We start from the raw sequence: 26,409 nt of genomic DNA, 5'->3' as shown, positions 1-26,409 counted from the left end.
TCAGAAATACGGATATCTGTGGCAGGCGTCATAGTGGTATGGAGGAGAGCGTCGCGGGGTTCAAAAAGCGAGGGGACTGGGTAACCATCGTTGAACACGGTGAGCGCATCACACAAGCGCTCGAGGACGAGGGAATCGATAATTCGGATTTCGACGACTGGAACGAGTGGCGCCCGAAGGTTCACGAACGTCTCAGCGAGGACGTTACGGAGAAAACGGCGGAACAGGCGAGTGCGGCGAAGGGGGAGGGGGAAAAGGCCGGTAAATCACCGACGGAGGACGTCGGCGCGGCAGGAGACGAACTGAAGGATTCGGTCACCGAACTCGCGGAGGGTGATTTGGAGGATGCTATCGACGAAGGCCAGGAATCGCTCGAACGGGCCACTCGCGCAGTGGATACCGCGGGGCGCAAAGCACTTCGGACGGTCGAGGAGACCGTGTACAAACACGTCATGACGCAGGTTTCGCCGGTGTATTTCGACAACGAACTCGTCAGTGCAAACGTGGAGCGAACGCGTGACCGCGACCAGCGATACGTCTTCGAAGTGAACGTCAACGACGACGAACTCAAAGACCGCGTTCGAGACCGGTTGGAGGAGTACGATGACGAAAAACGGTGGCGTGGCGAAACGCCGAAGAAGACCGATTCGGTGGAGGCAGCGGAAGGAACCGAATCCCCCGAGTAACCGGAACTGTCGTTTCAACACCGTATCGTCCGGTCGAACGGGCGGCAACAACACGATTCAAAACCATGTACGAACGAATTCTCATACCCATCGACGGGAGCAAGGCGGCGAAAAACGCGATTCCACACGCACTCGAACTGGCGGAAATGTACGATGCGAACCTGTACACCGTCTCAGTCGTCGATACGAGCGAAGCCAAATCGAGTGAAAAACGCGAAGCGATGTTCGACGAGTTCGAACAGCAATCGCAGGAAATGGTCGAAGACGTGATTCACAGGGCGGAAGAGAGAGGGATCGGAACGACTGCCGGTTCGATCGCTGAAGGTAAGCCCCACCGTGCGATTCTCGACTACGCCAACGCCCGGGATATCGACCTCATCGTGATGGGAACACACGGTCGAAAGGGTATCCTGTATCCGCTTCGTCGCAGCGTCACGGAAAAAGTCGTCAGACGGGCGACTGTTCCCGTCGTAACTGTTCGACTCGGGGAGGGCGAGGAAGAAGGGGAGTGATTGGCGAGGAAAGATCAGGACTGATGTCGGTCGAAACGGGACCTGTTTAGGCCTCGCCTTCGTCCACACCGACCGCGTCCGAGATGTCCACATCCTCCGGTTCTTCTTGGCCGCCGATTCGAACTTCGCCGTCGTCGCCTTCGACGTAGACGTCGTCCGCGAAGCCACCCTCCGCGTGGGGATGTTCCGGGTCGTCCAGCTTCTCGGGCGTGGACGGTGCTTCGGGCATCTCTTCCGGCGCGAACTCGCCGAGGGGGTCGGCGATGGTGATTCCGTGCCGCTCGAAGAACGTCTCGTACCGTTCGTAATGGTCCTCGAGTTCGTCGCCGGGGAACTCCATCATCTCGGTCCAGCCGTGGTTGTAGAAGTCGAAGTTGGCTTGAATGTGCGTGATTTCGCGGGCTTCCGCCTCGGGTGCACCTTCCTGGAGTGCGGCGAGATAGGAGTCCATCGTCGCGCCGAAGAACGCATCGAGTCGTTCCCTGCGTTCGTCCTGATGGTCGGGGTCCGCTTTTTTCAGGAAGATTTTCGTGTGCAAGTCCACCAGTTTCGATTTCACCACGTCGCTCACGACGGGCAGTTCGAGTGCCTTTCTCGACGCGAAGTGACGAGCGTTCTGACGGATTTTCATGGACGAGGGTTGGAACGCGAGCGTCTTCAACGTCCCGGCACACTCGTCGGGGAGAGGACTACTCCCGGACTCGAAGGTGTGTTGGCCTTTGACACCAATTTCGAGATAGCAATCCACTTTAACCCTGACGCAGAACTTCTCCCACATGAGCGAATCGTACGTGATTATCGGCGACGGTATCGCGGGCAGTTCCGCGGCGGAGACCATCCGCGAGGCGAAACCCGATGCCGACGTCGCCGTCATTACCGACGAGGGCGAAGCCCTCTACAATCGTATTCTCATCAAGGAGTTCGCGAAGGGCAAACTTCCGGAAGCCCCGATTTCGATCCACGAGGAAGATTGGTACGCGGAGCGCGACATCGACCTCGAACTGAACACGTTCGTTACGGATATCGACGCGGACGCACACGAAGTCCACACTCACGACAGCGGCACCTTCGAGTACGACAAACTGCTCGTCGCCACGGGTGGAACACCGACCCAACTGCCGGTGGACAACAGCGACGCGGACGGCGTACACCACTTCTGGACGTTCCAGGATGCGCGCAAAATCGCGGAGAACGCGGAACAGGCCGACACCGGCGTCGTCGTCGGTGCCGGACTACTCGGCATCGACCTCGCCGCGATTTGTGGCGAACAGGACGTTGACGCCCACTACATCATGCGCGGTAATCGGTGGTGGCGCTACGGTCTGAGCCTCGACGGTGCGGAAATCATCCACAACGCGCTCGAAGAGAAGGGCGTCACGCCGGTTCTCGAAAGCGGCGTCAACGGGTTCAAGACGGACGACGACGGCAACGTTGTCGCCACGCTCGACGCGGACGACAACGAGTACGACAGCGAGTTCGTCGGCATCGCCATCGGCCTCAACTTCAACACCGAATACCTCCAGGGAAGCGGTGTGGAGACCGACAACGGCGTCGTCGTGGACCAGTACATGCAGACGAACGTGGAGGACATCTACGCCGCCGGTGACATCACACGCTATTACGACGTGATTCTCGACGAATACGCGCAGAACGGGTCGTGGGGCAGTGCGAAACAGCAGGGTGCCATCGCTGGCAAGAACATGGTCGCGGATGGCGACGACGAGAAAGAGGAGTTCCGCTGGGTCTCCTCCTACTCCATTACGCACTTCGACTTCCCGTTCCTCTCCTTCGGCTTCCCGACGATGGGCGACGACGAATGCGAGGAGAAGTACAGCGACACCGAATGGCGGCGGCTCTCGTTCAAGGACGGCAAACTCATCGGCGGCGTTCTCATCGGCGACATCGCGCCGCAGGGCAAGTACAAGGACCTCATCCGGAACGAGGTCGAAGTCGCGGATCAAAAGGAGATCCTCCTCGAAAAGGAGTTCGATCCGGACAAACTCGCACAACCACAGGAACAGTAACGGCGCAAGACGGTTTCGAAGTCACTTTTCGTCGTAGTTCATACAACATCGGCTACTATCGGATTTCCCTTTCGGCGATCGATTTATTCTTTTCACGTAGAATATCCCACAACGTTTAAGCTATGCCACGACAATTGGTATCATACATCAATGGCTTCGAACACGACAACTAGCGTTGACACTGTTCCGAGCGGTGGTGCGAGTTCCCTCGTCGTCCGCCGAACCGAAACCGTCGCTCCCGAGACGCGAGTCCGTCATTTCGACGAACTGTCCGAGGCGACACAAACGCTTTTCACGGCGTTCGATGGCGACGAGATGACGGTTCCCCTCACACGCGAACTGGCGACAGACATCGCCACCGATACGACCGTCGTGTTCACCGACTACTACCGAATCGACGTCGTCTAACGCCACCGGCGGCGGAACAACCGAAGCCGTTTTCTCCGGCAGGCCGGGATGTAGGGATATGAACGGAAGCGGAGAGATGACGCTGGCGTTCGAACTGTCGGCGCTCAAAGCACTGGCAAGTCCCGGCGCGGTGTTCGACGACGCCCGGCGCTGGACCCAGTACGTCGGCGTTATCTCCGACCAACCGACCTACGTGGTGACGAATTTCACTCGAAAGAACCGTATCCGGCAGGATTTCTTCTCCGGCCCGAAAGGGAAAGCCGAGAGTCTGGACAGCGTCAAAGCCCAGTTCGACACCGACCGCCACGTCTTCGTCGCGATGAGCGACGACGACCGCGAACTCGCCGAAGCGCACGGTTGGGAGTTCCTGCACGTCGAAGACGCGGCGGAGGCGGCGGATTGGAGCCTCGCATCGGACGATGATGAGGACGAAAACGCGGTCGAAGAGGACGTCCGCGACGACTGGCCCTAACGCCTCGAATCGGCTATCGGGAGAAGCTCTGCACCGAACTTCTTCGCAGACACTGACGGCCTCGTTCCGTAATCTCGTAACAACACCAGTTGGTGTTGCGGACCAAGCCACTGTCCGCGAGCGAGCGGCAACGTCTCGCCGTCAGGAGTCCGGGGAGGGAGAGTTGCTGCTCGATGTCGACTCGTACCTGCATACCCTCCACGTCGAGCAGTCGGAGGATTCGCTCGTCGGTCGGTTGTAGTCGGTCGGGGACCCGGCTTGCCTGTGCCATGTTCTCCGTTAATTATTCCCCCATCAAATAGCTCGCTAAGAGTACAATATATTTCGAATCGTCCGAACTGAGGACTATTGTCCGATACCTCTACGGTTCGATCATGTATCCAGTTCGTGACAAGATCGAATGAGCGACAATCACGTCGTTTAAACTCGTAAAGGACGAACCCTCGACTATGGCAGAACCGCGCGTGCCGGGAAGCAACGGTGCGACGCTCGACCTTCCGTGTGGCGAGTCGGTTTCCGTCCAGCGACTCGACATGGGAATGCGCGAGTACGACTGCGACTGCGGCGACTCGCACGCAGTCGTGATGGATATCCACCCGCCCTCACGATTCGTTCCGGAGTTTCTCGTAGATATCCTCCGCGAAACCATCGAAACGACGGACGATGCTGGGGAGTTCGGTACCCTACACATCATGGGCGTCGTGCTGGAGGAGTTCCCGAGCGAAGTCGTCGCCGAGGATGTCGCCGAAAACCCCGACGTCGGCTACGCGATGGTCTGGGTCGCCGACTTCGACTCGCGACGACTCCACGAAATCGTCGTCGAACTCATCGTCGAACTGATGGAACACGCCGTCAGCCACGCCGAAAACGAAGACGCGATGAGCCAGTTCGAAGCGGACATGCTCAACTTTGATGTGGCCGAATTCGTGGACCAGTACCGGAACGAGCGGGATTTCACCGGTCCACACGACCGCCCCGCATAACGTCTGCCACACGTCTGACTGAAGACTAAATAGCATTCATCAGTAGTATGAAATATGCACGCTCGGGGTCACGCGTTCGATCGAATTCGGGCAGTTATCTCGAAAACTGGAGCCGACGATCCCCTTACGGCACGTGAAATCCTCTCACTGCTGAACGACCACGACGAAGAGTTCGAGAGTGCACACGAAATCGCAACCGTGCTTGGACGGCAAGCACAGTTCGGAGACGTGACCGTGATTCGCACATCGCCCTACCAGTACGAACTCGCCGACGGTTCGTAGTCGATTTTTTCCTGTCACCCCCATCGCTTTCTCTCCGCTCTCTGTTCCAACACACCAAACTACAAGACAGTAGGACACGCGCTTCGAGTCGATGCTGGACGAGCTGCTCGGGCGTGCGGAATTAAAGGAGCGAATCGACGACCTCGAAGAGGAAAAACACCACCTCGAACGACAACGCGACGCCGAACGGGAACGCCGATCGGAGGCCGTCACCGAACGACAGGAAGCCGAGGAGCGAGCCAACCGCCTCGAAGATAGAGTCGAGGAACTCGAGGACCGAGTCGAACGGCTGCAAGGCGACGAGGATACCCTCGAGTTCCGAGGCGTCGAAACCGTTCGGGGGAAACGGCTCGACGGCGTTCTCTCCCGCCTCCGATCGGTCGAGACGGACCCCGAGGGGGCACTTACCGCGATGGTTCGTGACGACCTCCCTGATGTCGTTCGAGACGAGTTCGGTGACCACGCTTCGCTCGTCGCCCGTGCATCCCCGTGTCTAGCAGTGGCCGACGACGCCGGGCTCGTCAGCGCCGCCCTCGTCCCACCGAATCCGCCGGAGCAGTTCGTCACGTGGGCAGATGGGTTCGAACTCGATACTGGATGGTTTCGCCCCGAAGGCACGTTCGCGCTGGCACTCGTTCGCTCTGACCTCTTCGCCATCGGTGAGTACGAGGGTCCGAAACGACAGTCGATTTCGGGTTTCGAGAGCGACGTGAAAAGCGACCACTCGAAAGGCGGCTTTTCCCAGGGCCGATTCGAGCGTAGACGGGACGCCCAAATCGACGAACATTTGGAACGCTGTCGCGAGAAAATCGAAGATAGAGGGGCGGAACGACTGTACGTCGTCGGCCAACGAACGCTCCTTTCCGAATTTCGAAACGAGGCAGAGCGGACGAAACCAGTCGATGCGACGGGTGATCCGGAGGACGCACTGGATGACGCGTTCCGCGAGCTCTGGACGACACGTCTGTATCGGATTTAGATCGGCATCCCGCACCACCGAGACGTTCAGTCGATTTCCGCGTGAAACAACAGGCGGCCACATTCGGGACACATCCGCGTTCGAACGGCTCTCGTTTCGTTCAACCCGAGAGACCCGAGCAGTCCTCCTCTCCGGTCGTTCGTTTTCACGTGCGGTTGCCATGCGTCGCTCATCCCGAATTTGACAGGTTCGAGTGTGACGCTACAGTCTGGACAACGGTTCCTATCCGTCATATCATCACCGTTTCCACGGGTCCCCGTGGTCGTTACGTTTTCCGTACGATGGTGGCTCCACCGCCGACCGACGTTTGATAGGCTCGTGCTTCGACCCCGACGTCGAAGAAGGCGTCGAGCATCGCGCTCGCAATCTCCGCCTGCGTTCCTTCGTGACAGATTGCCAGCATGCTCGGCCCTGCACCGCTTACGGCGACGCCGGTTGCGCCCGCATCGAGCGCGGATTCTCGAACCGAGTCGAACCCGTCGATGAGCGGTTCGCGTGACCCGGTGAGCGAGTTGTCTCGGAGTCCCTGTCCGACGAGCGTCGGGTCGTTTCGGAACATCCCCGCGGTGAGCGTCGCGGCGTCACCAACGGTTCCGACGAGTTCGTCGATAGCAACTGATTGCGGAACGACCTGTCGTGCGTCTCGCGTCGAAACCACGATTTCGGGAAGACACGCGACCACCGGAATGGAGGTATCGACTTGCGTCACGTGGTCTTCGGAGACCACCGTGAATCCGCCAAGGATGGCGGGTGCGACGTTGTCGGCGTGAGCCTCGCCCGAGACCGCGGCTTCACCCTCCGCGGCGACACGGACCAACTCCGTCGGCGTGAGTCCGCAATCGTAGAGTTCGTTCAACGCGACCGCGGCAGCAGCAGCACTCGCCGCCGACGAGCCTAGCCCGGACGACGGGCGGACTCCCTTGTCGATTTCTATGTGTGCTGGCGCGTCGAGTTCTTTGGCGACGATACCTGCTGTGTTTTTCGCCGGATCCTCCGGAATATACTGTTGTCCGACTCCGATAACCTCTATCGTCGTTTCGGGGGCACGTTCGACCCGAACCACGTCCCCGGGTCGTTCCAGCGCCAATCCGAACACGTCGAATCCGCTTCCGAGGTTGGCGCTCGTCGCAGGTGCCCGCACGGTGACCATAATCTACATTTAAAAACCAGGGCCAAAAGCCTTCGCCTCGAACATGTATTTGCGACTCGAGCGGTCATCGAGTCCGGTGAATCGTGGCCGGGTTGCTGACCTCTCCGCCCGTCGGTATGAGCGCAAGTTACGTCGGGAATTCGGTGTCTTCACCCTGCCAAAATCGGTCACGACACGGTCGATTCGGCTGGAAGATCCCGTTTCGAGTCTACGGCATATCTTCGACGCCTTCCAGTCCGGCATCCGTAATTCGGAACTGGGCACGCTTCCCGGCGGGTTTCGAGCGATGCTTTTCGAGAGTCGCCCGGCGATTCCCTCCCCGGAAGCGGTCGACTCGGAGGACCACACCGGTCCAGTGTTCCAGCGTGTGGCCGCCGAGGGGGCGGGTACCGTCCGAATCCGGGTCGGTGTACACCTGATTCGTCAGGAGAACGGCGAGGTCGTGCTTTCTCGCTAGCGAGAGGAGGTGAGTGACTTGTCGGGCGACGCCACGCAGCGCTTCGCCGCCCTTGGTGTCGTCACTTCGTTCGAGTCGGTAGAATCCGGTTGCGCTGTCGAGGACGACGAGGTCCGCGCGGTTGGCGAACTCGGTTACGTCTTTGACGGCCTCCTCCTGCTCCGAAAAATCGAGCGCCTCCTTGATGACGATGCGAGAGGCGACGTCGTCCACGTCGTCCACTCTCGCTTCCGCGACTTGCTCGAATCGTTCGATAGAGAGTCCTTCGGTGTCGATGTAAACCACCGTCCCGCCATCGCGCGCGGTCTCGATCGCGGTTCCCAGCGCCACGTTCGTTTTCCCTGCTGCGGGCGGCCCATACACCTGTGTTACGGTTCCGCGTTCCAGTCCTCCTCCGAGCAGGTCGTCCATGGGCGGGCACCCGGTCGTCAGTTTCTCGGCGTCGGTCACATCCGGTCGTTAGCCCTTCTCACGCAAAAGGTTCCGGTTTCTGCTCGACCGTTGGGATTTTGTTCTATCCCTGCCAATACCGAGCAGTGACAGTCGTCGTTGCGACAGCGGATTTCGAAGTGTACCACGACGTGGTAAACGAACTGCGCGACAGGGGCGTCCAGTTTACCACCATCGAACCGGGCGATGACCTACCGGAGCAGGCACGGATTTGCATTCGAGCCGAGGGGGACGATGTCGACACGGAACTCCCGGTTATCGTCGCTGACTCGAACCATCCCCGGAAGGTCGTCGAGGAGGCACTCGCGGTTCTCCGCGGGGAATCGGGAAGAACAATCATCGGTATCGATCCCGGAACGCGCCCCGGAATCGCGATTCTCTCGGGCGACCTCGTCGTTTCAGCATTTCACGTCCCACTCGCTGATGCCGCGGCTGTCGTCCGCGAAGAAATCGAAGACGCCATCGATCCAGTCGTCCGAATCGGCGACGGCGCGCGCTTGCAGGGTGCACAACTTATCCGCGAACTCGAAGACGTGCTGGTCGAACTCGTGGACGAAACCGGTACGACTCCGTATCTCGGCACCGGCGCGCGCGGCATGGGTGACGTGCTCGCCGCGGTCAACATCGCGCGATTGGAGGGCGACGTCGTCGAGGAGCGCGATATCGACCCGACGCAAGGGGAACTCGGCGTCATCAAACGTCGCTCACGTGAACGTTCCGACGACAACCGGGAAATCGACGAGCAACTCGCCCGCCGAGTAGCGGCGGGCGAGTTGACCATCGAGGAAGCACTCGCGGAACATCGCGAGGAGTGAAAACCAGCGCCCGACGGGAGTCGTCGTTCCGACACCGATAAAAATCCGGCCCAACACCGATCAGAGTTCTACCAACACGGTATATCGGTGGGTTTCGTCCACCGGACACCGGAGAAACTCCTCTTTCAGGATCGTCCCCGAGAGCAACTGTTTCCCGACTTTCTGGAACTTGTCCAGTTCGACGTGACCCATTTCGCGGGCGACGACTTCGCCCTCCGGGTCGGTTTCGAACTCACCCATCCCGTCGCAACCATCGAACGGACACTGCACGCGAACGAGGACCATACGTTTAGTACAAACTGTCGTGTATTATCGGTTTCCGTGTATCGCGTTTTCCGCCAGTCGCATCACTTCCCGAACCGTGACCCCCGTCTCCTCCGCCACTGCGAGGGCATCGTCGAATTCGGTGCTCACGTCGTAGACCGACCCGGATTCGTCGCTCGCGATTTTCACGGTGACGTCGTACTTCGACTCGTCGATTTCCAGGGATATCGTCTCGAACTCTCGGTGGGCGATCCACCGATGGCTCGCACCGGAAGCGCGAACGCCGAGGGTGCCGGTCTCCTCGGCGAGCCTTCTCGCGACTCGTTCCGCGTCTTCGGGTTTCGTGATGATCTTCACGAGATGCCCCGGACGCGATTTCTTCATCGTCGCCGGGAGGATAGATACGTCTCGTGCACCTACGTCTGCGAGCGTCTCCTGCAGTCCCCCGAGCACTTCCGGCGGTGCGTCGTCCAGATTCGTTTCGAGGACGGTGATATCGTCGCGGACGAGTCCGACGATGTCCTCCGATTCACCGGCCAAAACACGGAGGACGTTCGGATGGTCGGGAAAATCGTATCCTCCTGCGCCGTAACCCGAGTTTTCGATGTTGAGGGTCGGAATCGTCTCCACACCGTCCGCGAAATGCGCCAGAATCGCCGCACCCGTGGGAGTCAGTAGTTCCGCATCGATCGGACCGCCCGAGAGCGACCAGTCCGCCTGCGACGCGATTTCGACCACGGCGGGGGCGGGAATCGGATACGTTCCGTGGCTCATTTCGACCTCCCCACCTCCGGTCGCGAGCGGCGTCGTCACGATCCGTTCAGGGTCGAGATCGGCGAACAGCAGGGACGCTCCGACCACGTCCGCGATGGCGTCGTCCGCGCCGACCTCGTGGAAGTGCGTCGAATCGAGGTCGGTGTCGTGGACGTTCGCCTCCGCTTCCCCGAGAATTCGGAAGACGGCTTTCGCATCGGATTCGATGTTCTCGTCGAGCCCCATCGATTCGAGCAGGTCGATGACCTCCCGATAGGTTCGTGCCGGGCCTGCACCTTCCGCGTGCTGGTGGTCGTGTGAGTGACCGTGATGACTCGCGTGTTCGTGCCCGTGATGGTGATGCTCCCCATCGTCGTGTTCGTGGTGATCGTCGTGGGTATCGCCCGCATCGTGAGTCTGTTCGTGGTCATCGTGACCTTCCTCGTCGTCGGATTCCCCATCGTCCGTCAACAACACGCGAACGCGGGTCGCGGAAATCCCACTTTTCACGGTCCGTTCGACTTCGTATTCCACATCGAGAGCGTCTTCCACCGGCGCGAGGACGTCGCTGTTCGCCCCGGCGTCCAACAGCGTGCCAAGAATCATGTCGCCGCTGGCTCCCATTCGCCCGTCGAACGCAAGCATTTCCATACGTCGCATCCCGTTCCGGAACGCGAAAATTCCACCGGTCATGTCGGCACCACTATCCCTTTGTACTGTTATCCCGTAGTGTCAACCATCGCACGCGGGCACCGTCCACCGATATCGGGAGATAGCGTGGCCGAGAACCCCGGTAGCAAAGGACTTATACCCCGCGAACTATCACCCATAACTATCCCCCGTGACTGAACAATCATGAACGAAGTGCAACTGGAGGTTGCGAAAGCGTATCCGAATGATTCGGGGCGCGGTATCGCCCGTCTCGACCCGGACACGCTATTGCATCTGAAGCTGAGCCCCGGAGACATCATCGAAATCGAAGGCGGCGATACGACAGCGGCGAAAGTCTGGCGTGCCGACCGCCAGGACTGGAACACCGATACAGTCCGAATCGACGGGTTTACGCGCCAAAACGCCGACGTCGGCATCGGCGAGCGCGTCGAAATCCGCAAAGCTGAGGCTGAAAAGGCCGATAAACTGGTGCTCGCGCCGCCGGAAGAGGCGAGCGTCCAGTTCGGAAGCGACGCCGCAGGCATGGTCAAACGCCAGATTCTGAAGCGTCCCGTGGTCGAGCGCGACATCGTGCCCGTCATGTCGAGCACGAACCACCCGTTCATGCGCTCCCCCGGGCAGGCAATCCCGCTCATCGCGGTCGAAACCGACCCGCAGGGCGTCTGCCTCATCACCGAGGACACCGAAGTCGAACTCCGCGAGGAGCCGATTTCGGGCTTCGAGAAGACCGGTGGCGGGATCACCTACGAAGATATCGGTGGTCTGCAGAACGAAATCCAGCGCGTTCGGGAGATGGTCGAACTCCCGATGAAACACCCGCAGATCTTCCAAAAGCTCGGTATCGAACCGCCACAGGGGGTTCTCCTCCATGGCCCACCGGGTACCGGGAAGACGTTGCTGGCGAAAGCCGTCGCCAACGAGACCAGCGCGAGTTTCTTCTCCATCGCCGGTCCCGAAATCATCTCGAAATACTACGGCGAATCAGAACAGCAACTGCGTGAAATCTTCGAGGATGCGGCCGAGGAGTCGCCATCCATCATCTTCATCGACGAACTCGACTCCATCGCACCGAAGCGTGAGGACGTGACCGGCGAGGTCGAACGCCGCGTCGTCGCGCAACTGCTGACGATGATGGACGGCCTCGAAGCGCGTGGTCAGGTTATCGTCATCGCGGCGACCAACCGTGTCGATTCGGTCGATCCGGCGCTCCGACGCCCCGGCCGTTTCGATCGCGAAATCGAAATCGGCGTGCCGGACGAGGAAGGCCGCACGGAAATCCTCCAGATTCACACCCGCGGAATGCCGCTCTCTGACGACGTGAACCTCCCGAAGCTGTCGAACGACACCCACGGCTTCGTCGGTGCCGACATCGAGAGCCTGACGAAAGAAGCCGCGATGAAGGCACTTCGCCGGTATCTGCCCGAAATCGACTTGGACGAGGAGTCCATCCCGCCGTCGCTCATCGACCGGATGATCGTCAAGCGCAAGGACTTCAGAGGTGCGCTGAACGAGGTCGAACCCTCCGCGATGCGGGAAGTGCTGGTCGAACTCCCGAAGGTCTCGTGGGACGACGTCGGCGGTCTCGAGGACCCCAAGAGCCAGGTCAAGGAGAGCGTCGAGTGGCCACTCTCCTCGCCCGAGAAGTTCGACCGGATGGGAATAGACCCGCCGTCCGGCGTCCTGCTTTACGGACCACCCGGAACCGGGAAGACGCTCATGGCGAAAGCCGTCGCCAACGAGACGAACGCCAACTTCATCAGCGTGCGTGGCCCGCAGCTGCTGTCGAAGTGGGTCGGCGAGTCCGAGAAGGCCATCCGTCAGACCTTCCGCAAAGCGCGGCAGGTCAGCCCGACGGTCATCTTCTTCGACGAACTCGACAGCCTCGCGCCCGGCCGGGGCCAGGAGGTCGGGAGCAACGTCTCCGAGCGCGTGGTCAACCAACTGCTCACGGAGCTCGACGGCCTCGAAGAGAAGGGCGACGTGATGGTCATCGGCGCGACCAACCGTCCGGACATGATCGACCCGGCACTCATCCGATCGGGTCGCTTCGACCGCCTCGTCATGATCGGTCAACCCGACGAGGAAGGCCGCGAGCAAATCCTCAAGATTCACACGGAGGACACGCCGCTCGCGCCCGACGTGAGCCTGCGTGAACTCGCGGAGATGACCGACGGGTACGTCGGCAGTGACCTCGAATCGATCGCCCGCGAAGCGGCAATCGAGGCCCTCCGTGAGGACGACGACGCCGAAGAGGTCGAAATGCGTCACTTCCGCAAGGCGATGGAGAGCGTGCGCGCCACCATCACCGAGGACCTGCTCGATTACTATTCGGAGATCGAACAGGACTTCAAGGGTGGCTCGTCCGGCCCGCAACGCCAGGCGGGCGGGCGGATCGGTTTCCAATAGAACGTTTTACCACGGTCGAGGGACGAAGCCAGCGCGATTCGCGCTGGCCACGTCCGTCTCCCTGTAAAACGTTCATCAAAAGCACTCCTCCTTCACTTCGTCACGGCAGACTCGCGGTACGAGTCCGTCGGACTCCATTCAGTCGTCGGCCCGCTCACTTCGTTCGCGGTGAGTATGCTTGTCCCTGTGAAAAGTAGGCCAGCCTATCGCTCCTTCGTCACTAACGAGAACTTCTCAGTGACGTAGGATAGCGAGCAACGGGAGCGATAGGTCAGTGACACAACCGGCAAAAGCAGCAAATTACACACCCGCTGGCGGCCAGTCCATTCTCCGGAAAATTTCCAATTTTCCGGGCCAAGGAACCTTCGACGGAGCGAGAAAACGAGCACCGCGAGTTTTCGAAGTGACGGAGGAGGTGACGCAGTGCTTTTGGTGCAGATTTTTCCAGGGAGGTAGGCCGAGACGAACGCCACGTGGCGTTCGTCTCGGCTCCCGACCGCAGAAAAAGGTGTGTTCTAGTAGATGAGTTCGTCGTCGTTTTCGACCATGTAGAACGTTCGTGCGGCGATGTTAACCGCGTGGTCGCCGATACGTTCGAGGTCGCGGATGGTGAGCAGGAGGCGGGAAACGTCCTGGAGGAGCCGTTCGATTTCCGCTTCGGTGTTCTCTTCGAGTTCGGTCTCGATGAGGTCTCGAACGACGAGCGCGCTGGCGCGCTCACAGAGGTCGTCCAACTCGTCGTCCTTGTCAGCGACGGCGTAGCAATTGTCGGTGTTGTCCTCGGCGTAGGCCTCCATCGTCGCCTCCAGCATGTCGAGCGTGACGGTCCCGAGTTCCTGAATATCGACTTCGGGGAACACGTCGTGGTCCGCCTCGAGCGTGTACTCGCCGAGGTTCACTGCAAGGTCGGCGATTCGTTCGAGGTCGGTGATGATTTTGAACGACGCGGCGATCATCCGAAGGTCGCTCGCAACTGGTTGTTGCAGCGCAAGCAGGTCGATACAATCCTGTTCGAGGTCGAGATACATCTCGTTGACTTCGTAGTCGCCCTCGATGACTTCCCGGGCGAGTTCCCGGTCTTTCTGTTCGAGCGAGTTGAGACCGAGGCGGAGGCGCTCCATCACGACCTCGCTCATGTAGAGGACGTTTTCGCGGAGGTCCGCCAACTGCTGTTGGTAGCTTTTGCGTGCCATAGGTTGTATTTGAGAGTTAGTAGTGTGTTCGAGAGTCTTCGGTATGAATCTTATCCGAATTTGCCCGTGATGTAATCCTCGACGCGCTCGTGTTCGGGGTTCTCGAAGATCTTCTGTGTGTCGTCGAACTCCACGAGCTCGCCGCCGGTCAGGAAGACGGCCGTCTTGTCGCTGATACGTGCCGCCTGCTGCATGTTGTGCGTGACGATGACGACGGTGTAATCCTCCGCGAGTTCAGCGATGAGATCCTCGACTTTCGAGGTTGCGACGGGGTCGAGCGCGCTCGCGGGTTCGTCCATCAACAGGACTTCCGGGTCGGGTGCGATGGCGCGGGCGATGCAGAGTCGCTGTTGTTGCCCGCCGGAGAGTTCGAGACCGGATTCGTCGAGCCGGTCTTTCACCTCGTCCCAAAGTGCAGCGCGCTTCAGCGACTCCTCGACGATTTCGTCGTAGTTGCCATCTTTGTCCTGAATGTCCAGGCCGTAAGCGACGTTGTCGTAGATGCTCTTCGGGAACGGGTTCGGCTTCTGGAACACCATCCCGACGCGTCGACGGAGTGCAACGGGGTCAACATCGTCGTCGTAGACGTTCTTGCCGCGCAGGGTGAGTTCACCCTCGACGCGTGCCGCGTCGATGAGGTCGTTCATCCGGTTGATACACCGGAGGAACGTGGACTTCCCACAGCCCGACGGACCGATCATCGCGGTGACGCGGTTTTCCGGGATCTCCATGTCGATCCCTCGCAGCGCCTGATCGTCGTCGTACCAGACCTTGACGCCTTTCGACGTGATGATGGGTCGGGTGTCCGCACGGTTGACGCTTCCCGAGTCCACTTCGGTGTCGATGACCATCTCGTCGGTCATCGAGTCGGACGGTTCTTCCGCTCGCTCTCTGTCGCTCGTTTCCTCGTTCTGCATGTTCTCTTGACTCATTGTTTATCCCTCTCTCTGAAACCTGTTGCGCAGTGCGATGGCGACCGAGTTCATCGCCAGCATGGCGATGAGGAGGACGATGACGCCCGCCGGAACGACCCGGTTGAAGAACTCATCCGTAGCGAAGTCCCCTGCCCACACGTAGATTTGCATCGGCATCGCGGCGACGACCGACTCGAACGTGCGTGGAACCGGAGCGATGGCCGCCGCACCGATCATAATCAGAGGCGCGGTCTCACCGACTGCACGTCCGAGTCCAAGAATCGTTCCGGTGAGGATGCCGGGGAACGCCCGGGGAAGGACGACGTTTTTCACCGTCTGCCATTTAGTCGCGCCCATTCCGTAGGACGCCTGTCGCATGTCATCCGGAACCCCCCGAACCGCTTCCTGTGACGAGATGATGATAATGGGTAGGATAAGTAGCGAAAGCGCCAGTCCTCCCACGATGATGGTACCGGAACCGAACAGATTTCCGGCGACATATATCGGAGAGAGGCCGAATGGATTCGCGATCGCTGGCGGAAGGACCGGAATACCTGGGCCGAGATAGGTGACGAAGACACCTGCAGCGAGCAGTCCGTAGACGACGCTCGGGACGCCAGCTAGGTTCGAGACGTTGATCGTAATAATTCTGGTCAACTTGTTGTCTGGTGCGTACTCTTCGAGGTACACCGCTGCACCGATGCCAACCGGGAACGAAACGAGCGCGACGACGAACATCAGCAACACCGAACCGACGATTGCGGGATACAGACCCGCATTCGCGGCCTCTCCCGAACTGTCGCCCGTAACGAACGCCCAGTCGAGCCACGAGTGCGGTCCGGCGAACGAGAACACGTCGACGAGGAACGCACCGAGGAGCACGCCGACGACGACGATGACGGGCAGTGCGAGCCCGATGACGTATTCCGGTCGATGAGCCATCGTACTAGCGACGTAGAGTCCGACCGGGACGAGAGCTATCGTCGTCAGAATCGGTGCGGGAACCGCCCCGATACCGACGATGGCGCCGACAAATGGCGACAACATTGTTACGAGGAGAACGATACCGGCGGCAATGTCACCGGTTCGTTTTCCGTCCCATCGTTTACCCACGTAGCTTCTCGCGGCCAACGCAGCCACCGAACCGAAGGTGAGCGCCATCGACATCCCGTTAGTCGGGACGTAGAGCAGACGGAGGATGCCGTACGGCACGAGCGCGAACGATGCGGCGAAGGTGAGTATTATGATACCCAGCCATCCAAGGAACGGGATATCGAAATCGCTTCGACTCAATCCAACGGCGAATACGACGGGAACGGCGAACGCGGCGAAGTATGCGAACCACATGAGTGGGTACACCACGTCGATGAAGACAGTCGAGATTCCCGCCGCGAATATCGTCCCGACGAGCGGCACGCCGAGCGCGGTTACCCCAGTCGAAAGCGATCGTTCGTCTGTTCGGTTCAGATACCAGGCGACGGCGACGGTCGGTAGAACGAACGTCGTGAAGAAGACGAGGTACCATCCTGGGTCGGCGGTGAGCGGTTGAATGGCGTCGTTCGCCACGTACAGCAGCAGCACGCCGAGCGCAACGATTCCGAAGAGTGTCGCGGCCAGGAGTGCATATTTGAAAATCGTCCCGGTGGTTCGGCTGACCCTCGAAAACTGTTTCGTCGATTCGTATCCGCCAGTGTCCGTTGCCATCTCAGTATTCCTCCCGGTAGTGTTCCGCGATGAGGTCGCTTACGACATTCATCACGAGCGTGATGATGAACAAGGTGAGACCGACGGCGAACGCGCTTCGATACGCGATACCGCCACCGGCGAAGTCACCCGTGAGCGAGTGCACGATTGCCGAGGTCATCGGCATGTTCGGGTTGGTGTATGCCGCCGGGTTGAGCGGATTCCGGAAGAACGACACGCTTCCTGCCGCGATGGTTACCGCCATGGTCTCCCCGATCGCCCGCGACAGTGCGAGGATAAACGAGGAGAAAATACCCGAAATCGCCGCGGGAATAACGATGTCGACCGACACGTCGAACTTCGTCGCACCCATTCCGTATCCTGCTTGCCGAAGGCTATCGGGAACGGCGCTCATCGCGTCCTCGCTAATGGATGCGACCATCGGGATGATCATGATACCGACGACGATGCTCGCCGATAGCATGTTGAAAAACTGCAAATTTATAAAGATGTCGAAAAACGGAGTGATATAGATGAGCGCGAAGAATCCGTAGACGACGGTTGGTACCCCGGCGAGGATTTCGAGTGCCGGTTTTAGCACCGATCGTGTCCGTGGACTCGCGTACTCACTGAGATAGAGTGCGGTCGCGACACCTAGCGGTAACGCGATGAACGCTGAACCGATGGTCACCATGAGCGTTCCGGTCAGCGGTGCCAACACACCGAACTGACCGCTACTGGGTCGCCACGTCGTATGTGTGTAGAAGTCGACGATGGACGTGGTTTCGCCGCTGACGCCCAACAGTCCCGCAGTTTCGCTGAAAAACCGCAGCGATTCGTTGAATAACAGAAGGACGATACCGACGGTCGTGATTATCGACAGGAGTGCGCAAGTGAAGAAAAATAGGCGCGCTAATAGCTCCCGTGACGAATTTCCTGTTCGTCTTGTTAGGGTTTGTGTTATCTGATCAGTACTCATTGTTCGTAATCTCCGGTCGTCTTCGAAAAGGCCTTCGTTTACCGATTCGGTCGCTTCAGTTACCGTTCGCCTTCTCGATTGCCGTTTCGAGGGTGTTCATCTGCTCTTTCTTCTCGGCTTCGTCGAGCGGGACGTATCCGACGCTGTTCGCCACGATCTCCTTGCTCGTCGCGTTTTCTATCCAGAACTTCGCGAACTCGGCGACGTGGTCTTCGCTGAGTGCTGACTGCTTCGGATACGTGAACAGCGGCCGCGAAAGCGGCTTGTATTTGCCGGACTTTGCGGTTTCCAGCGATGGCTTCACACAGCCGTTACCGTTATCGACTCCAAGTGCTTTCACCTTGTTTTTAGCCTCGCTGTAGTAGGCGAATCCGAGGTAACCTAGAGCATATTTGCTTTCTTCGACCCCCCCAATGATATTACGGTCTGTTTCGCTCGCCTGGTGATCCATCCGATGTTCGTTGTCCTCCCCGACGATAGCCTCGTGAAAGTAATCAAGCGTTCCGGAGGCTTCGGTCGGTCCGTAGAGTATGATCTTCTCGTCCGGCCATTCCGAGTTCACGTCGCTCCACTTCGTGACTTTGTCGTTCCCACCTTGCCAAATCTGTTTGAGTTGATCGACGGTCATACAGTCGACGAAATCGTTGTTCTTGTTGACAACGACTGTCAGAGCGTCCGTCGCCACTTTCAGTTCGACGGGAACGACGTTGTTCTTCTTGCAAGCCGATATCTCTTCCTTCTTAATCGGTCGAGAGGCGTTGTTGAACTCCGTGGTTCCTGGACAGAAGTGATTTGCGAAGCCGCCGCCGCTTCCGGTCGATTTGATGTCGATGCTCACGTTTTCGTGTTCTTCGACGAACTTCTCCTGCATCGCTTGGGCCAACGGGAACACCGTCGAACTGCCCGAAATGCTGATCGATCCGCTCAGTGCATCGTCGTCTCCCGAACCTTCGGAACCGCTGGCCGCCGGGTTTTTGGTACAACCCGCGATGGCGATTGCTCCCGATGCACCTGCTCCCACGATGAACTTGCGCCGTGAAACACCGTTTGACGACTTCCCTGACATCACTGAATTCCAAGAACAGAGCATAATAATACGTTGCTATTATTTCTATATATTCCTACGTATGGTATTGTTCTACGGTTGGTCATGTATGTCATCCGGAATCGTTTGGTATCCAGATACCGCTCAAACCCGTATTTAGACGACTTGTCCGGATTTATACGGCGCATTTATTTTATAATTCCATCCTTTTAGCTGCTTGAATTCTTCTCCAAATATGAATCATATGAGTTTGACCTATACTGTCGGTGAAGATAGTGTTATACTGGAAGATGTATATAGAGATAGTTGGATTTATAGTGTGGTCGAAACCACGTGAGGGTATGGAGACGCGCAAGGTGCAGGTTACCGGCGGTTCGACGTATACCGTTTCGCTCCCGAAGACGTGGGCAACCGACAACGGCATCGAAGCCGGAAGCGTCGTCGAGTTCTATCCGGAATCGGATTCGCTTCTGCTCACTCCGAAGGACGAGCGGGACCAACTCGAGGGGTCGCTCGACATCAGGGACCTCCGAGACGAAGAGTTGAAACGCGCGGTCATGACGATGTACGTGAGCGGCTTCGACATCATCACCCTCGAATCGAACCGTATCACGACCGAACAACGAAGAACTATCAGCTCCGCTACGCAGGGCCTCGTCGGACTCGAAGTGCTGGAAGAGACCGGCAACAAGGTCGTCATTCAGGATCTTCTCGACTCCTCCGAGCTGTCGATTCACAACGCGGTCACACGCATGCGACTCATCGCGCTTTCGATGTTGGACGACGCGATAACCGCGCTCGCGGAAAACGACGCGGATATCGCACGCGATGTCATCACCCGTGACGAGGACGTTGACCGCCTGTGGTACGTCGTCTCCCGGATCTTTCGGGCCGCACTCAGGACGGCGAAAGCGACGGAGGAACTCGGCATGTCACGTGAGGTGTGTTTCGACTACCACTCCAGCGCACGGCAACTCGAACGTATAGCGGACCACGCCACCAAGATCGGTCGGTTGACGCTCCAGATGTCGTCGAGTCCACCCGAAGACGTCATCGACAGCCTCGAAGAACTCCACACCGACGCGACCACCGTCATCGACACCGCGATGGATGCGCTCTTTTCCGACGACAGCGACGAAGCGACCGAACTCGCGAACGATGCCCGCCAGTCGATCCTGGAAATCGACGAACACGCACGCTCCATCGACAAACTGCTCCGCGAGCAGGACCCACAACAGACCCAGTCGCTCGGACTCGTCGTGGACTCGTTATCTCGCTGTGCCGACTACGGCGGTAACGTCGCAGAGACGGCACTACAGAAGGCGGCACCGCGTCCATAATCGACGTATCGGTTTTTTCGCGTTGTTCGATAACGGTTCGAAATCACGAAACACTAACGACTACTTACATGGCCAGCGACGGGTATTGCGGAAAGCCGATGACAGTGACAGAGCACACAGAACTGCTTCGAACGCTCTACGAAGGTGTGTGGAACGGCACGAATCCGGATGTTGCGGACACACTCGTTGGTTCAGAGTACATCATTCACGACCGAGAAATCGCCGAGGAGATGCGGGGTCCGAAACTGTACAAGACGCTCGCGGACATGACCCGTGAAATCTTCCCGGATATGATGTTTACAATCGATGACATGGTTGCGGAGGACGACGAAGTCGCCCTCCGATGGACGATGACTGGTACCCACGAGGGCTCGATGTTCGGAATCGCCCCGACGGGAAAACGGGTGACCCTGACCGCTATCGAGATCGACCGCTTCGAGGACGGCAAACTCGCCGAGACATGGACACAGAGCGACATGCTCGGTCTCATCGAGCAACTCGACGCCGATCCATCCAGTAAATGATTATCCGAGGGAGGGACGGTCGGTTCGCAGTCACGAAGCGGAAGCTATCGCCCAACACATCGAGTGTAATCGAAAAAGACGGCAGTTCGCTTATTCGTCGTCGACGAGAACGGCGTTGACCTGTCCGTTCTGGCCGGGACGCGAGGTCACGCGCGCTTTGCCTTCGGTCGTGACGATGATGGCACCCTTCGTGATGATGTTTCGGCGAGCGTAGTTCGGGTTCGCGCCGTTCTCGAGCACGTCCTGAATCGTCGCGCTGACCGTCTCACCGTCGGTGGTCACGTTGGCGCTGTCGGTCGTGAGCGCTCGAACCTTCGTGTTGTGGCCGCGAGCGTCCGTGGTGCGGAACCGTGGTTCTCCGACCTGCGTCTCGGTCGGTTGTCGGCCGAGTTCGTGTTTCTTCTTCTTCTTCAGGGGCTTCAGTCGGCCACCGGTTCGCTTTCGCGTAGAACGTCCTTGGTCTTTCATATCGTGAGGGTCGCCCACGAAATACTTCAATGACTCGATTCGCGGTTCGACATCGGCAGATTTAGGCCACCACATCCAGTTCCGCAGGACGATGAGTTTGCGGATAGCTGTCGCCGCGCCGTTCCAGCAAAACGGGCGCAAACGGATGCGTGAAAGCGAGTTCGTCGTCGCGCTGTCGCTCGACCGGGACTGGTTCTCACCCGACCAGGCCAAACGTCTCGTCGATATCGCCAGCGGACAGGGGCTTCTCTCGCACGACGAGGAGACGCTCGTCGCGGAGTTCGACCCCGCCGATGTCGAGATACCGGAGGATTTTCACCCGGACGAAAGCCTCCTCCAGGAGCAATCGACCTTCGAAAAGGCGCTCGATACGATCGTCGCGCACGGGACGACGAAACAGACCGCGGTCGCGGAGATCAACGAACTGCAACGAAGTGCAGGTATCTCCGTGGAGGCGGCGGCAATCGTCTACGCCCGACGGAAGGGAATCGACGTAAGCAGTGAAGCCGACGAGGCGCTCTCCGACCTCAAAACGTAAACCTCCCCTCCACCAACGCGGGATATGGTCGAGGATATAACTACGGATGGCGTGCGAATCGCACAACTCCTCTCGTCCGAACTCGACGGACGCGAAGACCCACCGCTCGATTCGCTCGCCGTCGTGAACGCCGATACGAACGTGGAGCCAACAGACGACGGTGCGCTGGCGTACGAAGTCGAACGGGACGGTGAGCGTGTGGCGAGCGTGTTCGTCCAACCCGACCGAATCAGAATCGAACTCACCGACGGCATCGAGTCGGCGGAGCGAACTGCCCGTCGGGCGGAGCTTCGCGTTCGTCCGAAAGCGGTCGAACCCCCGCGAGTCCTCATCTTCGTCGAACAGGGTGCACACGTCAAACGCGCGGTGGACGCTGTCATCGCCGGAGTCGAGGCCAGCTAATCGGAACCGAAAGCAACTACAGCGACGAAAGCAGGTCGGGAAGCCCCAACACGAGTTCCTGGCGGTCGATGTGCGCATCGGCCACCGACATCGGGTCGGGACCGTCTGGATACGTCACCTGTATCGTTCTCATTCCGGCATCGCTCGCACCTCGAACGTCCATCTCGGGATCATCCCCGACGTAGGCGGTTTCTTCGGTCGGGACTCCGAGTTCGGTACTGAGCGCGTCGAACGCCCGCCTGTCCGGTTTTCCCGCTTCGAGTTCGCCCGTAACGATCGTCGTATCGAAGTACGGTTCCCAGCCGAGTTGGGCGATTTTCCCACGCTGTGCGACGACCGGTCCGTTCGTGAGTAATCCCACGCGATACTCCTGACGAAGCGTATCGAGTAGATTCGGAACGCCGGTGAGTGGCGTGAGCGCGTCCAAAATCGCGTCGCGATACGCCTCCGTCAGCCGTTCCGACGAGGTATCGCTCCCCTCGGGAAGCAGGTCGGCGAAGATCGGCTCGCGCGTCTCGGTCGCGAGGTGCCGACTGTGGGCGTCCAGATAGTCGTCGCGTGAGAGCGCGGGTGCGCTCACCGCGTTTGTCGCGTCCGAGAGAAGCGTCGCTCGCGGTCGGTCGGTCACCGCAAGCGTGTCATCGAGGTCAAAACCCACAGCGGTCACGCGCATTTGAAACAGCTATGTCGCGAGGACTCTTTACCAGTTCGATACATCCATAACCGATTGGATGAATTTCGGCGTATGAACTTCTTCGACCGACTCGGTGACCGCATCGCCGCCACCGACAGCATCGTTTCCGTCGGACTCGACGCGGACCTCGATCGGATTCCGGACCACCTCCACGAACACGACCTTCCCCGCTGGGCGTTCAACCGACGCATTATCGATGCGACACACGAACACGCGGCGGTCTACAAACCGAACGTCGCGTTTTACGAGGATAGGGACGGATGGGCTGCACTGCAAGAAACCATCGCGTACGCGCACGGGAAAGACGTCCCCGTCCTTTTGGACGCAAAGCGCGGCGATATCGGGAATACGGCGCGGAAGTACGCGAGACTGCTCGACACGGCCGACGCCATCACGGTCAATCCCTACATGGGCCGTGATTCGCTCGACCCGTTCCTCTCGCGCGAAGACAAGGGCGTGTTCATCCTCTGCCGAACGTCGAATCCCGGCGGAACGGACATCCAGGACCTCGAACTCGCCTCCGGGGAAAGGATGTACGAGTGGGTCGCATCGCTCGCCGACCTTTGGAACGCGAACGGAAACGTCGGACTCGTGGTTGGGGCGACGACGCCCGACGAACTGGAGGAAGTGCGCGAGCGTGTGCCGGACCTTCCGTTCCTCGTTCCCGGCGTCGGCGCGCAAGGTGGCGATGTCGAGGCCGCGGCGACTTTCGCCCTCGCCGACGGTGCCGGGTTGGTCAACTCCTCGCGGGGAATCATCTTTGCGGGCGAAAACGCCGGTGAGGACTTCCACAAAGCCGCCGGGCAAGCGGCAAAACGACTGAAAAAGCGGTTAAACCAGTATCGATAGCCGTGGGCGACGCCCCGGTTTTGCGACAGTAGGTCTTTCCGTTTCGTTACAGTTGGTGCGTCTCGTCGTCCGTGTCCGGCGGGCGGATGTCCTCGCTTCCCGATCCACGTGGTGTTTTCTCCCCGCTTCCTCCACCGATTTCGGCCGTACATTCGACGCAGAGACCGTTCCCCCGATTCCAGTGTTCGGAACAGACGAGGGCACCACAACGGTCGCAATCGTGCGTCGCTTCCGCGGTCTCACAGATTTGACATAGCCCTGTGACGCTCATGACTCCCCGTTCGTCGTCCATCGATTTCAGTCTACGGGCGGCGAGAGGCTTAACATCCATCCACCCGTAGCGCAAACATGTACAGGTCCCGCCTCTTGCTCGGCGTCGCAGCGGTCTTTGCCGGGATTACGGTTTCGCTCTCCATCCTCGGGTTCGTGTACAACCTGTTTTTGGTCGTGTTTGCGATACCGTTCGCCATTACGACGGCTATCCTGTGGTATCATGCGACGGGACGACTGCAGAAGAAAGTAGAACGAGACGCCGTGTACGGCGATCCGACCCGTGGGTTCGGACCAAATTCCGACGGGGTTGGGGCGGGAGCACGACGGCGAACCCGGCAACGAACACGCGAACGAGCGGGGTGGCGAACGAGGGGGGACGAGCGCCAGCGCGCGACGGTCGGTAGTGCTTCGGGACCGAGTTCGGCGGAAGCGTATCGAATCCTCGGCGTGGACGTCACTGCCGACGACGAGACGGTTCGCGAGGCATACCGTGAGAAAGTGAAGAACGTTCACCCTGACCAAACGGACGGTAACGAAGAAGCGTTCAAGCGCGTCAACAGGGCATACGAACGAGTTCGGAACGACCGCTGATTATCACTCGCGGTACTGACGGACGAATTTATTACCGTCGGTTCATAACAGTCTTATTAGTAATTTATGACGACACTATCGATACCGTCTATCAGCACTCATATGCGCCGAAAAAAACTGTTTCAGGGCTCCCGTCTTCGATACTATAAATTATGTGGTGCTAAATGACGTCCGAAAAGCACGCATGGGTGGTCGCGGTACTCCTCTGTTCGCTCGTCGTCGCTCCGCTGGCGTCTATTACCGTCGTAGATGGAAAGAGCGCCGCCTTCACGGATTCGACGGTAAGCGACGACCGCGGCGACGTGATCGAAATAACTGTACGAACGAACGAGGCCGCAACCGTAAATATCGGATCGAAGGCCGAGGGGTTCTGGGTAAAAGCAAACGTGACGGGCGGGAAGACGACGCTCGCGCTCAACACCTACCGAGCGGATGGTAACGACTCGGTTACACTGGTCGAGGGCGGATTGCGGGGAAAGGTCGACACACTAGTTCCATCCGAGGCGGGGCCGCTTCAGACAGGAACGTACGATATGAACGTCACGATCGACGGGATTACGCAGGACGTTGGGTCGTTTACCGTCGAGGAGCGTGAAACGGGCAGTGCGCGCACGCTGGTTCTCCCCGCCAGTACGGATCTCGCGTCGTTCGAATCACCGGCCGACCTCGAAAAAGCGGCATCGACGACCGACGCCAACGGAACGATTGCGAGCCGTGACCGGTTCGTTTTCGCACTCGATGTATCCGGCCTTGCGGGCTTCATTCACGATGCGAGCCTCGACGGAAGCGACGAGAACGTCTCGATTGCGTTCTACGAGAGTAATAGCGAGCGAAACACGGTTCCGAACGAGTTCGACGGCGCGGACGTGACCGAAGTCGAACCGGAACGGCTTCGACTAGACGAGGAAACCGATACGCTGTACCTCGTCGTCGATACGGCGAAGCACGGCATGGAAGTCGGCGACGAGTACGATGTGACGTTCGAAATCGGTGCGGACAACTCGATGGTCACTGATGTCGAAACCGCGACGACGAGTTTCAGGGTGGTCGAACGCCGAGTGACGCTGGATTACGATGGCGACGTGCTGATCGTTGCGGACGAGACTACCATTGGCGGAAAGACGACGCTCGCGCCAGGAACGACCATCAATGTGACCGCATTCGACGAGGGGAAAAAACCGTTCTTCTGGCCAGCGACACCAGTCGTCACTGAAAACCGGACGTTCGGTGCGACCTTCGATTTCGGTGCGGTCACGTCCGGTACCGAGTTCACGATCGAACTCCGAGACCAAGGGAAAACGACCCGCGGGATCGTGGCATCGACACCCGTGACCATCGTACAACCCACGACGACTACGACGACCACACCGACCACGACGATGACGACAACGGCTACGACTACCGCGACTACGACTACGACCGGGACGGCACCGCCGACATCGATTTCCACCGACGCACCGATTACCGCCCAGACGGTTTCGCAGGGCGGCCTGCCGGGATTCGATGTGACTGTTGCACTCGTTGCGCTCGTGGCCGCCGGATTCCTCGTCGTTCGACGCTTCCGATGAAATTGTCCAATAGTTTTTATACGATGACTGAGGAT

32 protein-coding genes are annotated in these 26,409 nt (G+C 59.2%); 17 read left to right on the top strand and 15 right to left on the bottom strand.

The window, feature by feature from the left end; genetic code table 11:
* The first annotated feature begins 38 nt into the window (after positions 1-38).
* Both OOF89_RS03185 and OOF89_RS03180 read left to right on the top strand, forming a co-directional pair.
* A complete protein-coding gene (locus tag OOF89_RS03185) occupies positions 39-686 on the top strand; it encodes a DUF5828 family protein (protein ID WP_266078382.1) in 648 nt (215 codons plus the stop codon).
* Between the two features lie 65 nt (positions 687-751).
* Positions 752-1,198, top strand: a complete 447-nt coding sequence (locus tag OOF89_RS03180) for a universal stress protein (RefSeq protein ID WP_266078380.1) — start codon at positions 752-754, stop codon at positions 1,196-1,198.
* Positions 1,199-1,244: 46 nt separating this feature from the next.
* Here OOF89_RS03180 and OOF89_RS03175 read toward each other — a convergent pair whose 3' ends face one another.
* Positions 1,245-1,829: a DUF6149 family protein gene (locus tag OOF89_RS03175; protein ID WP_266079841.1), complete on the bottom strand. Its 585-nt coding sequence runs from the start codon at positions 1,827-1,829 to the stop codon at positions 1,245-1,247.
* A 145-nt stretch (positions 1,830-1,974) separates the two neighbouring features.
* Between OOF89_RS03175 and OOF89_RS03170 the strand changes: the two genes are divergently transcribed.
* The 3 genes from OOF89_RS03170 to OOF89_RS03160 all read left to right on the top strand — a co-directional run bounded on the left by OOF89_RS03170 (position 1,975) and on the right by OOF89_RS03160 (position 4,102).
* Positions 1,975-3,222 carry an NAD(P)/FAD-dependent oxidoreductase gene (locus OOF89_RS03170; RefSeq protein ID WP_266078378.1) on the top strand — a complete coding sequence of 416 codons (1,248 nt, stop codon included), beginning with the start codon at positions 1,975-1,977 and terminating at the stop codon, positions 3,220-3,222.
* Positions 3,223-3,372: 150 nt separating this feature from the next.
* Positions 3,373-3,630, top strand: a complete 258-nt coding sequence (locus OOF89_RS03165; protein ID WP_266078376.1) for a hypothetical protein — start codon at positions 3,373-3,375, stop codon at positions 3,628-3,630.
* A gap of 58 nt (positions 3,631-3,688) precedes the next feature.
* A complete protein-coding gene (locus OOF89_RS03160) occupies positions 3,689-4,102 on the top strand; it encodes a DUF7124 domain-containing protein (protein WP_266078374.1) in 414 nt (137 codons plus the stop codon).
* Positions 4,103-4,115: 13 nt separating this feature from the next.
* Here OOF89_RS03160 and OOF89_RS03155 read toward each other — a convergent pair whose 3' ends face one another.
* A complete protein-coding gene (locus OOF89_RS03155; RefSeq protein WP_266078372.1) occupies positions 4,116-4,373 on the bottom strand; it encodes a hypothetical protein in 258 nt (85 codons plus the stop codon).
* A gap of 178 nt (positions 4,374-4,551) precedes the next feature.
* Between OOF89_RS03155 and OOF89_RS03150 the strand changes: the two genes are divergently transcribed.
* From OOF89_RS03150 to OOF89_RS03140, 3 genes are all read left to right on the top strand, one after another.
* The gene (locus tag OOF89_RS03150; RefSeq protein ID WP_266078369.1) at positions 4,552-5,085 is read left to right on the top strand and encodes a DUF5815 family protein; all 534 of its coding nucleotides are present in this window, start codon (positions 4,552-4,554) and stop codon (positions 5,083-5,085) included.
* A 54-nt stretch (positions 5,086-5,139) separates the two neighbouring features.
* Positions 5,140-5,367 carry a hypothetical protein gene (locus tag OOF89_RS03145; RefSeq protein ID WP_266078367.1) on the top strand — a complete coding sequence of 76 codons (228 nt, stop codon included), beginning with the start codon at positions 5,140-5,142 and terminating at the stop codon, positions 5,365-5,367.
* Positions 5,368-5,458: 91 nt separating this feature from the next.
* Positions 5,459-6,346, top strand: coding sequence for a Vms1/Ankzf1 family peptidyl-tRNA hydrolase (locus tag OOF89_RS03140; protein WP_266078365.1), 888 nt, complete (start codon positions 5,459-5,461; stop codon positions 6,344-6,346).
* A gap of 26 nt (positions 6,347-6,372) precedes the next feature.
* Here OOF89_RS03140 and OOF89_RS03135 read toward each other — a convergent pair whose 3' ends face one another.
* The 3 genes from OOF89_RS03135 to radB all read right to left on the bottom strand — a co-directional run bounded on the left by OOF89_RS03135 (position 6,373) and on the right by radB (position 8,403).
* The gene (locus tag OOF89_RS03135; RefSeq protein WP_266078363.1) at positions 6,373-6,579 is read right to left on the bottom strand and encodes a hypothetical protein; all 207 of its coding nucleotides are present in this window, start codon (positions 6,577-6,579) and stop codon (positions 6,373-6,375) included.
* 32 nt (positions 6,580-6,611) lie between these two features.
* Complete coding sequence (locus OOF89_RS03130) at positions 6,612-7,496, bottom strand: homoserine kinase (protein ID WP_266078361.1); 885 nt, start codon at positions 7,494-7,496, stop codon at positions 6,612-6,614.
* Positions 7,497-7,704: 208 nt separating this feature from the next.
* Positions 7,705-8,403, bottom strand: a complete 699-nt coding sequence (radB, locus tag OOF89_RS03125) for a DNA repair and recombination protein RadB (protein WP_266078358.1) — start codon at positions 8,401-8,403, stop codon at positions 7,705-7,707.
* A gap of 86 nt (positions 8,404-8,489) precedes the next feature.
* Between radB and OOF89_RS03120 the strand changes: the two genes are divergently transcribed.
* Positions 8,490-9,218 carry a hypothetical protein gene (locus tag OOF89_RS03120; RefSeq protein WP_266078356.1) on the top strand — a complete coding sequence of 243 codons (729 nt, stop codon included), beginning with the start codon at positions 8,490-8,492 and terminating at the stop codon, positions 9,216-9,218.
* Positions 9,219-9,278: 60 nt separating this feature from the next.
* Here OOF89_RS03120 and OOF89_RS03115 read toward each other — a convergent pair whose 3' ends face one another.
* The gene (locus tag OOF89_RS03115; protein WP_266078354.1) at positions 9,279-9,503 is read right to left on the bottom strand and encodes a hypothetical protein; all 225 of its coding nucleotides are present in this window, start codon (positions 9,501-9,503) and stop codon (positions 9,279-9,281) included.
* Between the two features lie 24 nt (positions 9,504-9,527).
* The gene (gene larC, locus OOF89_RS03110; RefSeq protein ID WP_266079839.1) at positions 9,528-10,886 is read right to left on the bottom strand and encodes a nickel pincer cofactor biosynthesis protein LarC; all 1,359 of its coding nucleotides are present in this window, start codon (positions 10,884-10,886) and stop codon (positions 9,528-9,530) included.
* 204 nt (positions 10,887-11,090) lie between these two features.
* Here larC and OOF89_RS03105 point away from each other — a divergent pair, with 204 nt between their 5' ends.
* Entirely contained in the window at positions 11,091-13,313 is a 2,223-nt protein-coding gene (locus tag OOF89_RS03105; protein ID WP_266078352.1) for a CDC48 family AAA ATPase, read from the top strand.
* Between the two features lie 515 nt (positions 13,314-13,828).
* Here OOF89_RS03105 and phoU read toward each other — a convergent pair.
* Genes phoU through OOF89_RS03080 form a run of 5 tightly spaced genes read right to left on the bottom strand, consistent with a single transcriptional unit; the run spans position 13,829 to position 19,148 of the window.
* Positions 13,829-14,506 carry a phosphate signaling complex protein PhoU gene (gene phoU, locus OOF89_RS03100; protein WP_266078350.1) on the bottom strand — a complete coding sequence of 226 codons (678 nt, stop codon included), beginning with the start codon at positions 14,504-14,506 and terminating at the stop codon, positions 13,829-13,831.
* A gap of 50 nt (positions 14,507-14,556) precedes the next feature.
* Positions 14,557-15,438, bottom strand: coding sequence for a phosphate ABC transporter ATP-binding protein PstB (pstB, locus tag OOF89_RS03095; protein ID WP_407661579.1), 882 nt, complete (start codon positions 15,436-15,438; stop codon positions 14,557-14,559).
* A gap of 3 nt (positions 15,439-15,441) precedes the next feature.
* Entirely contained in the window at positions 15,442-17,124 is a 1,683-nt protein-coding gene (pstA, locus tag OOF89_RS03090; RefSeq protein WP_266078348.1) for a phosphate ABC transporter permease PstA, read from the bottom strand.
* A 1-nt stretch (position 17,125) separates the two neighbouring features.
* The gene (gene pstC, locus OOF89_RS03085) at positions 17,126-18,082 is read right to left on the bottom strand and encodes a phosphate ABC transporter permease subunit PstC (protein ID WP_266078346.1); all 957 of its coding nucleotides are present in this window, start codon (positions 18,080-18,082) and stop codon (positions 17,126-17,128) included.
* Positions 18,083-18,137: 55 nt separating this feature from the next.
* Positions 18,138-19,148 carry a PstS family phosphate ABC transporter substrate-binding protein gene (locus tag OOF89_RS03080; protein WP_266078344.1) on the bottom strand — a complete coding sequence of 337 codons (1,011 nt, stop codon included), beginning with the start codon at positions 19,146-19,148 and terminating at the stop codon, positions 18,138-18,140.
* A gap of 320 nt (positions 19,149-19,468) precedes the next feature.
* Between OOF89_RS03080 and OOF89_RS03075 the strand changes: the two genes are divergently transcribed.
* Both OOF89_RS03075 and OOF89_RS03070 read left to right on the top strand, forming a co-directional pair.
* Positions 19,469-20,467, top strand: a complete 999-nt coding sequence (locus OOF89_RS03075) for a phosphate signaling complex PhoU family protein (RefSeq protein WP_266078342.1) — start codon at positions 19,469-19,471, stop codon at positions 20,465-20,467.
* Between the two features lie 98 nt (positions 20,468-20,565).
* Entirely contained in the window at positions 20,566-20,991 is a 426-nt protein-coding gene (locus tag OOF89_RS03070; RefSeq protein WP_266078340.1) for an ester cyclase, read from the top strand.
* A gap of 90 nt (positions 20,992-21,081) precedes the next feature.
* Here OOF89_RS03070 and OOF89_RS03065 read toward each other — a convergent pair whose 3' ends face one another.
* Positions 21,082-21,459, bottom strand: a complete 378-nt coding sequence (locus tag OOF89_RS03065) for a 30S ribosomal protein S8e (RefSeq protein WP_266078338.1) — start codon at positions 21,457-21,459, stop codon at positions 21,082-21,084.
* 91 nt (positions 21,460-21,550) lie between these two features.
* Here OOF89_RS03065 and OOF89_RS03060 point away from each other — a divergent pair, with 91 nt between their 5' ends.
* Together OOF89_RS03060 and OOF89_RS03055 are read left to right on the top strand one after the other, a co-directional pair.
* Positions 21,551-21,997: a DUF2240 family protein gene (locus tag OOF89_RS03060; RefSeq protein WP_266078336.1), complete on the top strand. Its 447-nt coding sequence runs from the start codon at positions 21,551-21,553 to the stop codon at positions 21,995-21,997.
* Positions 21,998-22,021: 24 nt separating this feature from the next.
* A complete protein-coding gene (locus OOF89_RS03055; RefSeq protein ID WP_266078334.1) occupies positions 22,022-22,399 on the top strand; it encodes a hypothetical protein in 378 nt (125 codons plus the stop codon).
* Between the two features lie 16 nt (positions 22,400-22,415).
* On the opposite strand, the gene OOF89_RS03050 is transcribed toward OOF89_RS03055, so the two are convergent.
* Entirely contained in the window at positions 22,416-23,072 is a 657-nt protein-coding gene (locus OOF89_RS03050) for an HAD family hydrolase (RefSeq protein ID WP_266078332.1), read from the bottom strand.
* Positions 23,073-23,144: 72 nt separating this feature from the next.
* Between OOF89_RS03050 and pyrF the strand changes: the two genes are divergently transcribed.
* The gene (pyrF, locus tag OOF89_RS03045; RefSeq protein ID WP_266078330.1) at positions 23,145-23,942 is read left to right on the top strand and encodes an orotidine-5'-phosphate decarboxylase; all 798 of its coding nucleotides are present in this window, start codon (positions 23,145-23,147) and stop codon (positions 23,940-23,942) included.
* Between the two features lie 46 nt (positions 23,943-23,988).
* Here pyrF and OOF89_RS03040 read toward each other — a convergent pair whose 3' ends face one another.
* Positions 23,989-24,213, bottom strand: a complete 225-nt coding sequence (locus OOF89_RS03040) for a hypothetical protein (protein ID WP_266079835.1) — start codon at positions 24,211-24,213, stop codon at positions 23,989-23,991.
* Positions 24,214-24,290: 77 nt separating this feature from the next.
* On the opposite strand from OOF89_RS03040, the gene OOF89_RS03035 reads away from it, so the two are divergent.
* Together OOF89_RS03035 and OOF89_RS03030 are read left to right on the top strand one after the other, a co-directional pair.
* Complete coding sequence (locus tag OOF89_RS03035) at positions 24,291-24,806, top strand: J domain-containing protein (protein WP_266078328.1); 516 nt, start codon at positions 24,291-24,293, stop codon at positions 24,804-24,806.
* Positions 24,807-24,970: 164 nt separating this feature from the next.
* Complete coding sequence (locus OOF89_RS03030) at positions 24,971-26,374, top strand: BGTF surface domain-containing protein (RefSeq protein ID WP_266078326.1); 1,404 nt, start codon at positions 24,971-24,973, stop codon at positions 26,372-26,374.
* Positions 26,375-26,409 lie beyond the last annotated feature (35 nt).

It is taken from the genome of Haladaptatus caseinilyticus, assembly GCF_026248685.1.
GTDB lineage: Archaea > Halobacteriota > Halobacteria > Halobacteriales > Haladaptataceae > Haladaptatus > Haladaptatus caseinilyticus.
This window is presented reverse-complemented; position numbering and strand designations above follow the sequence as displayed.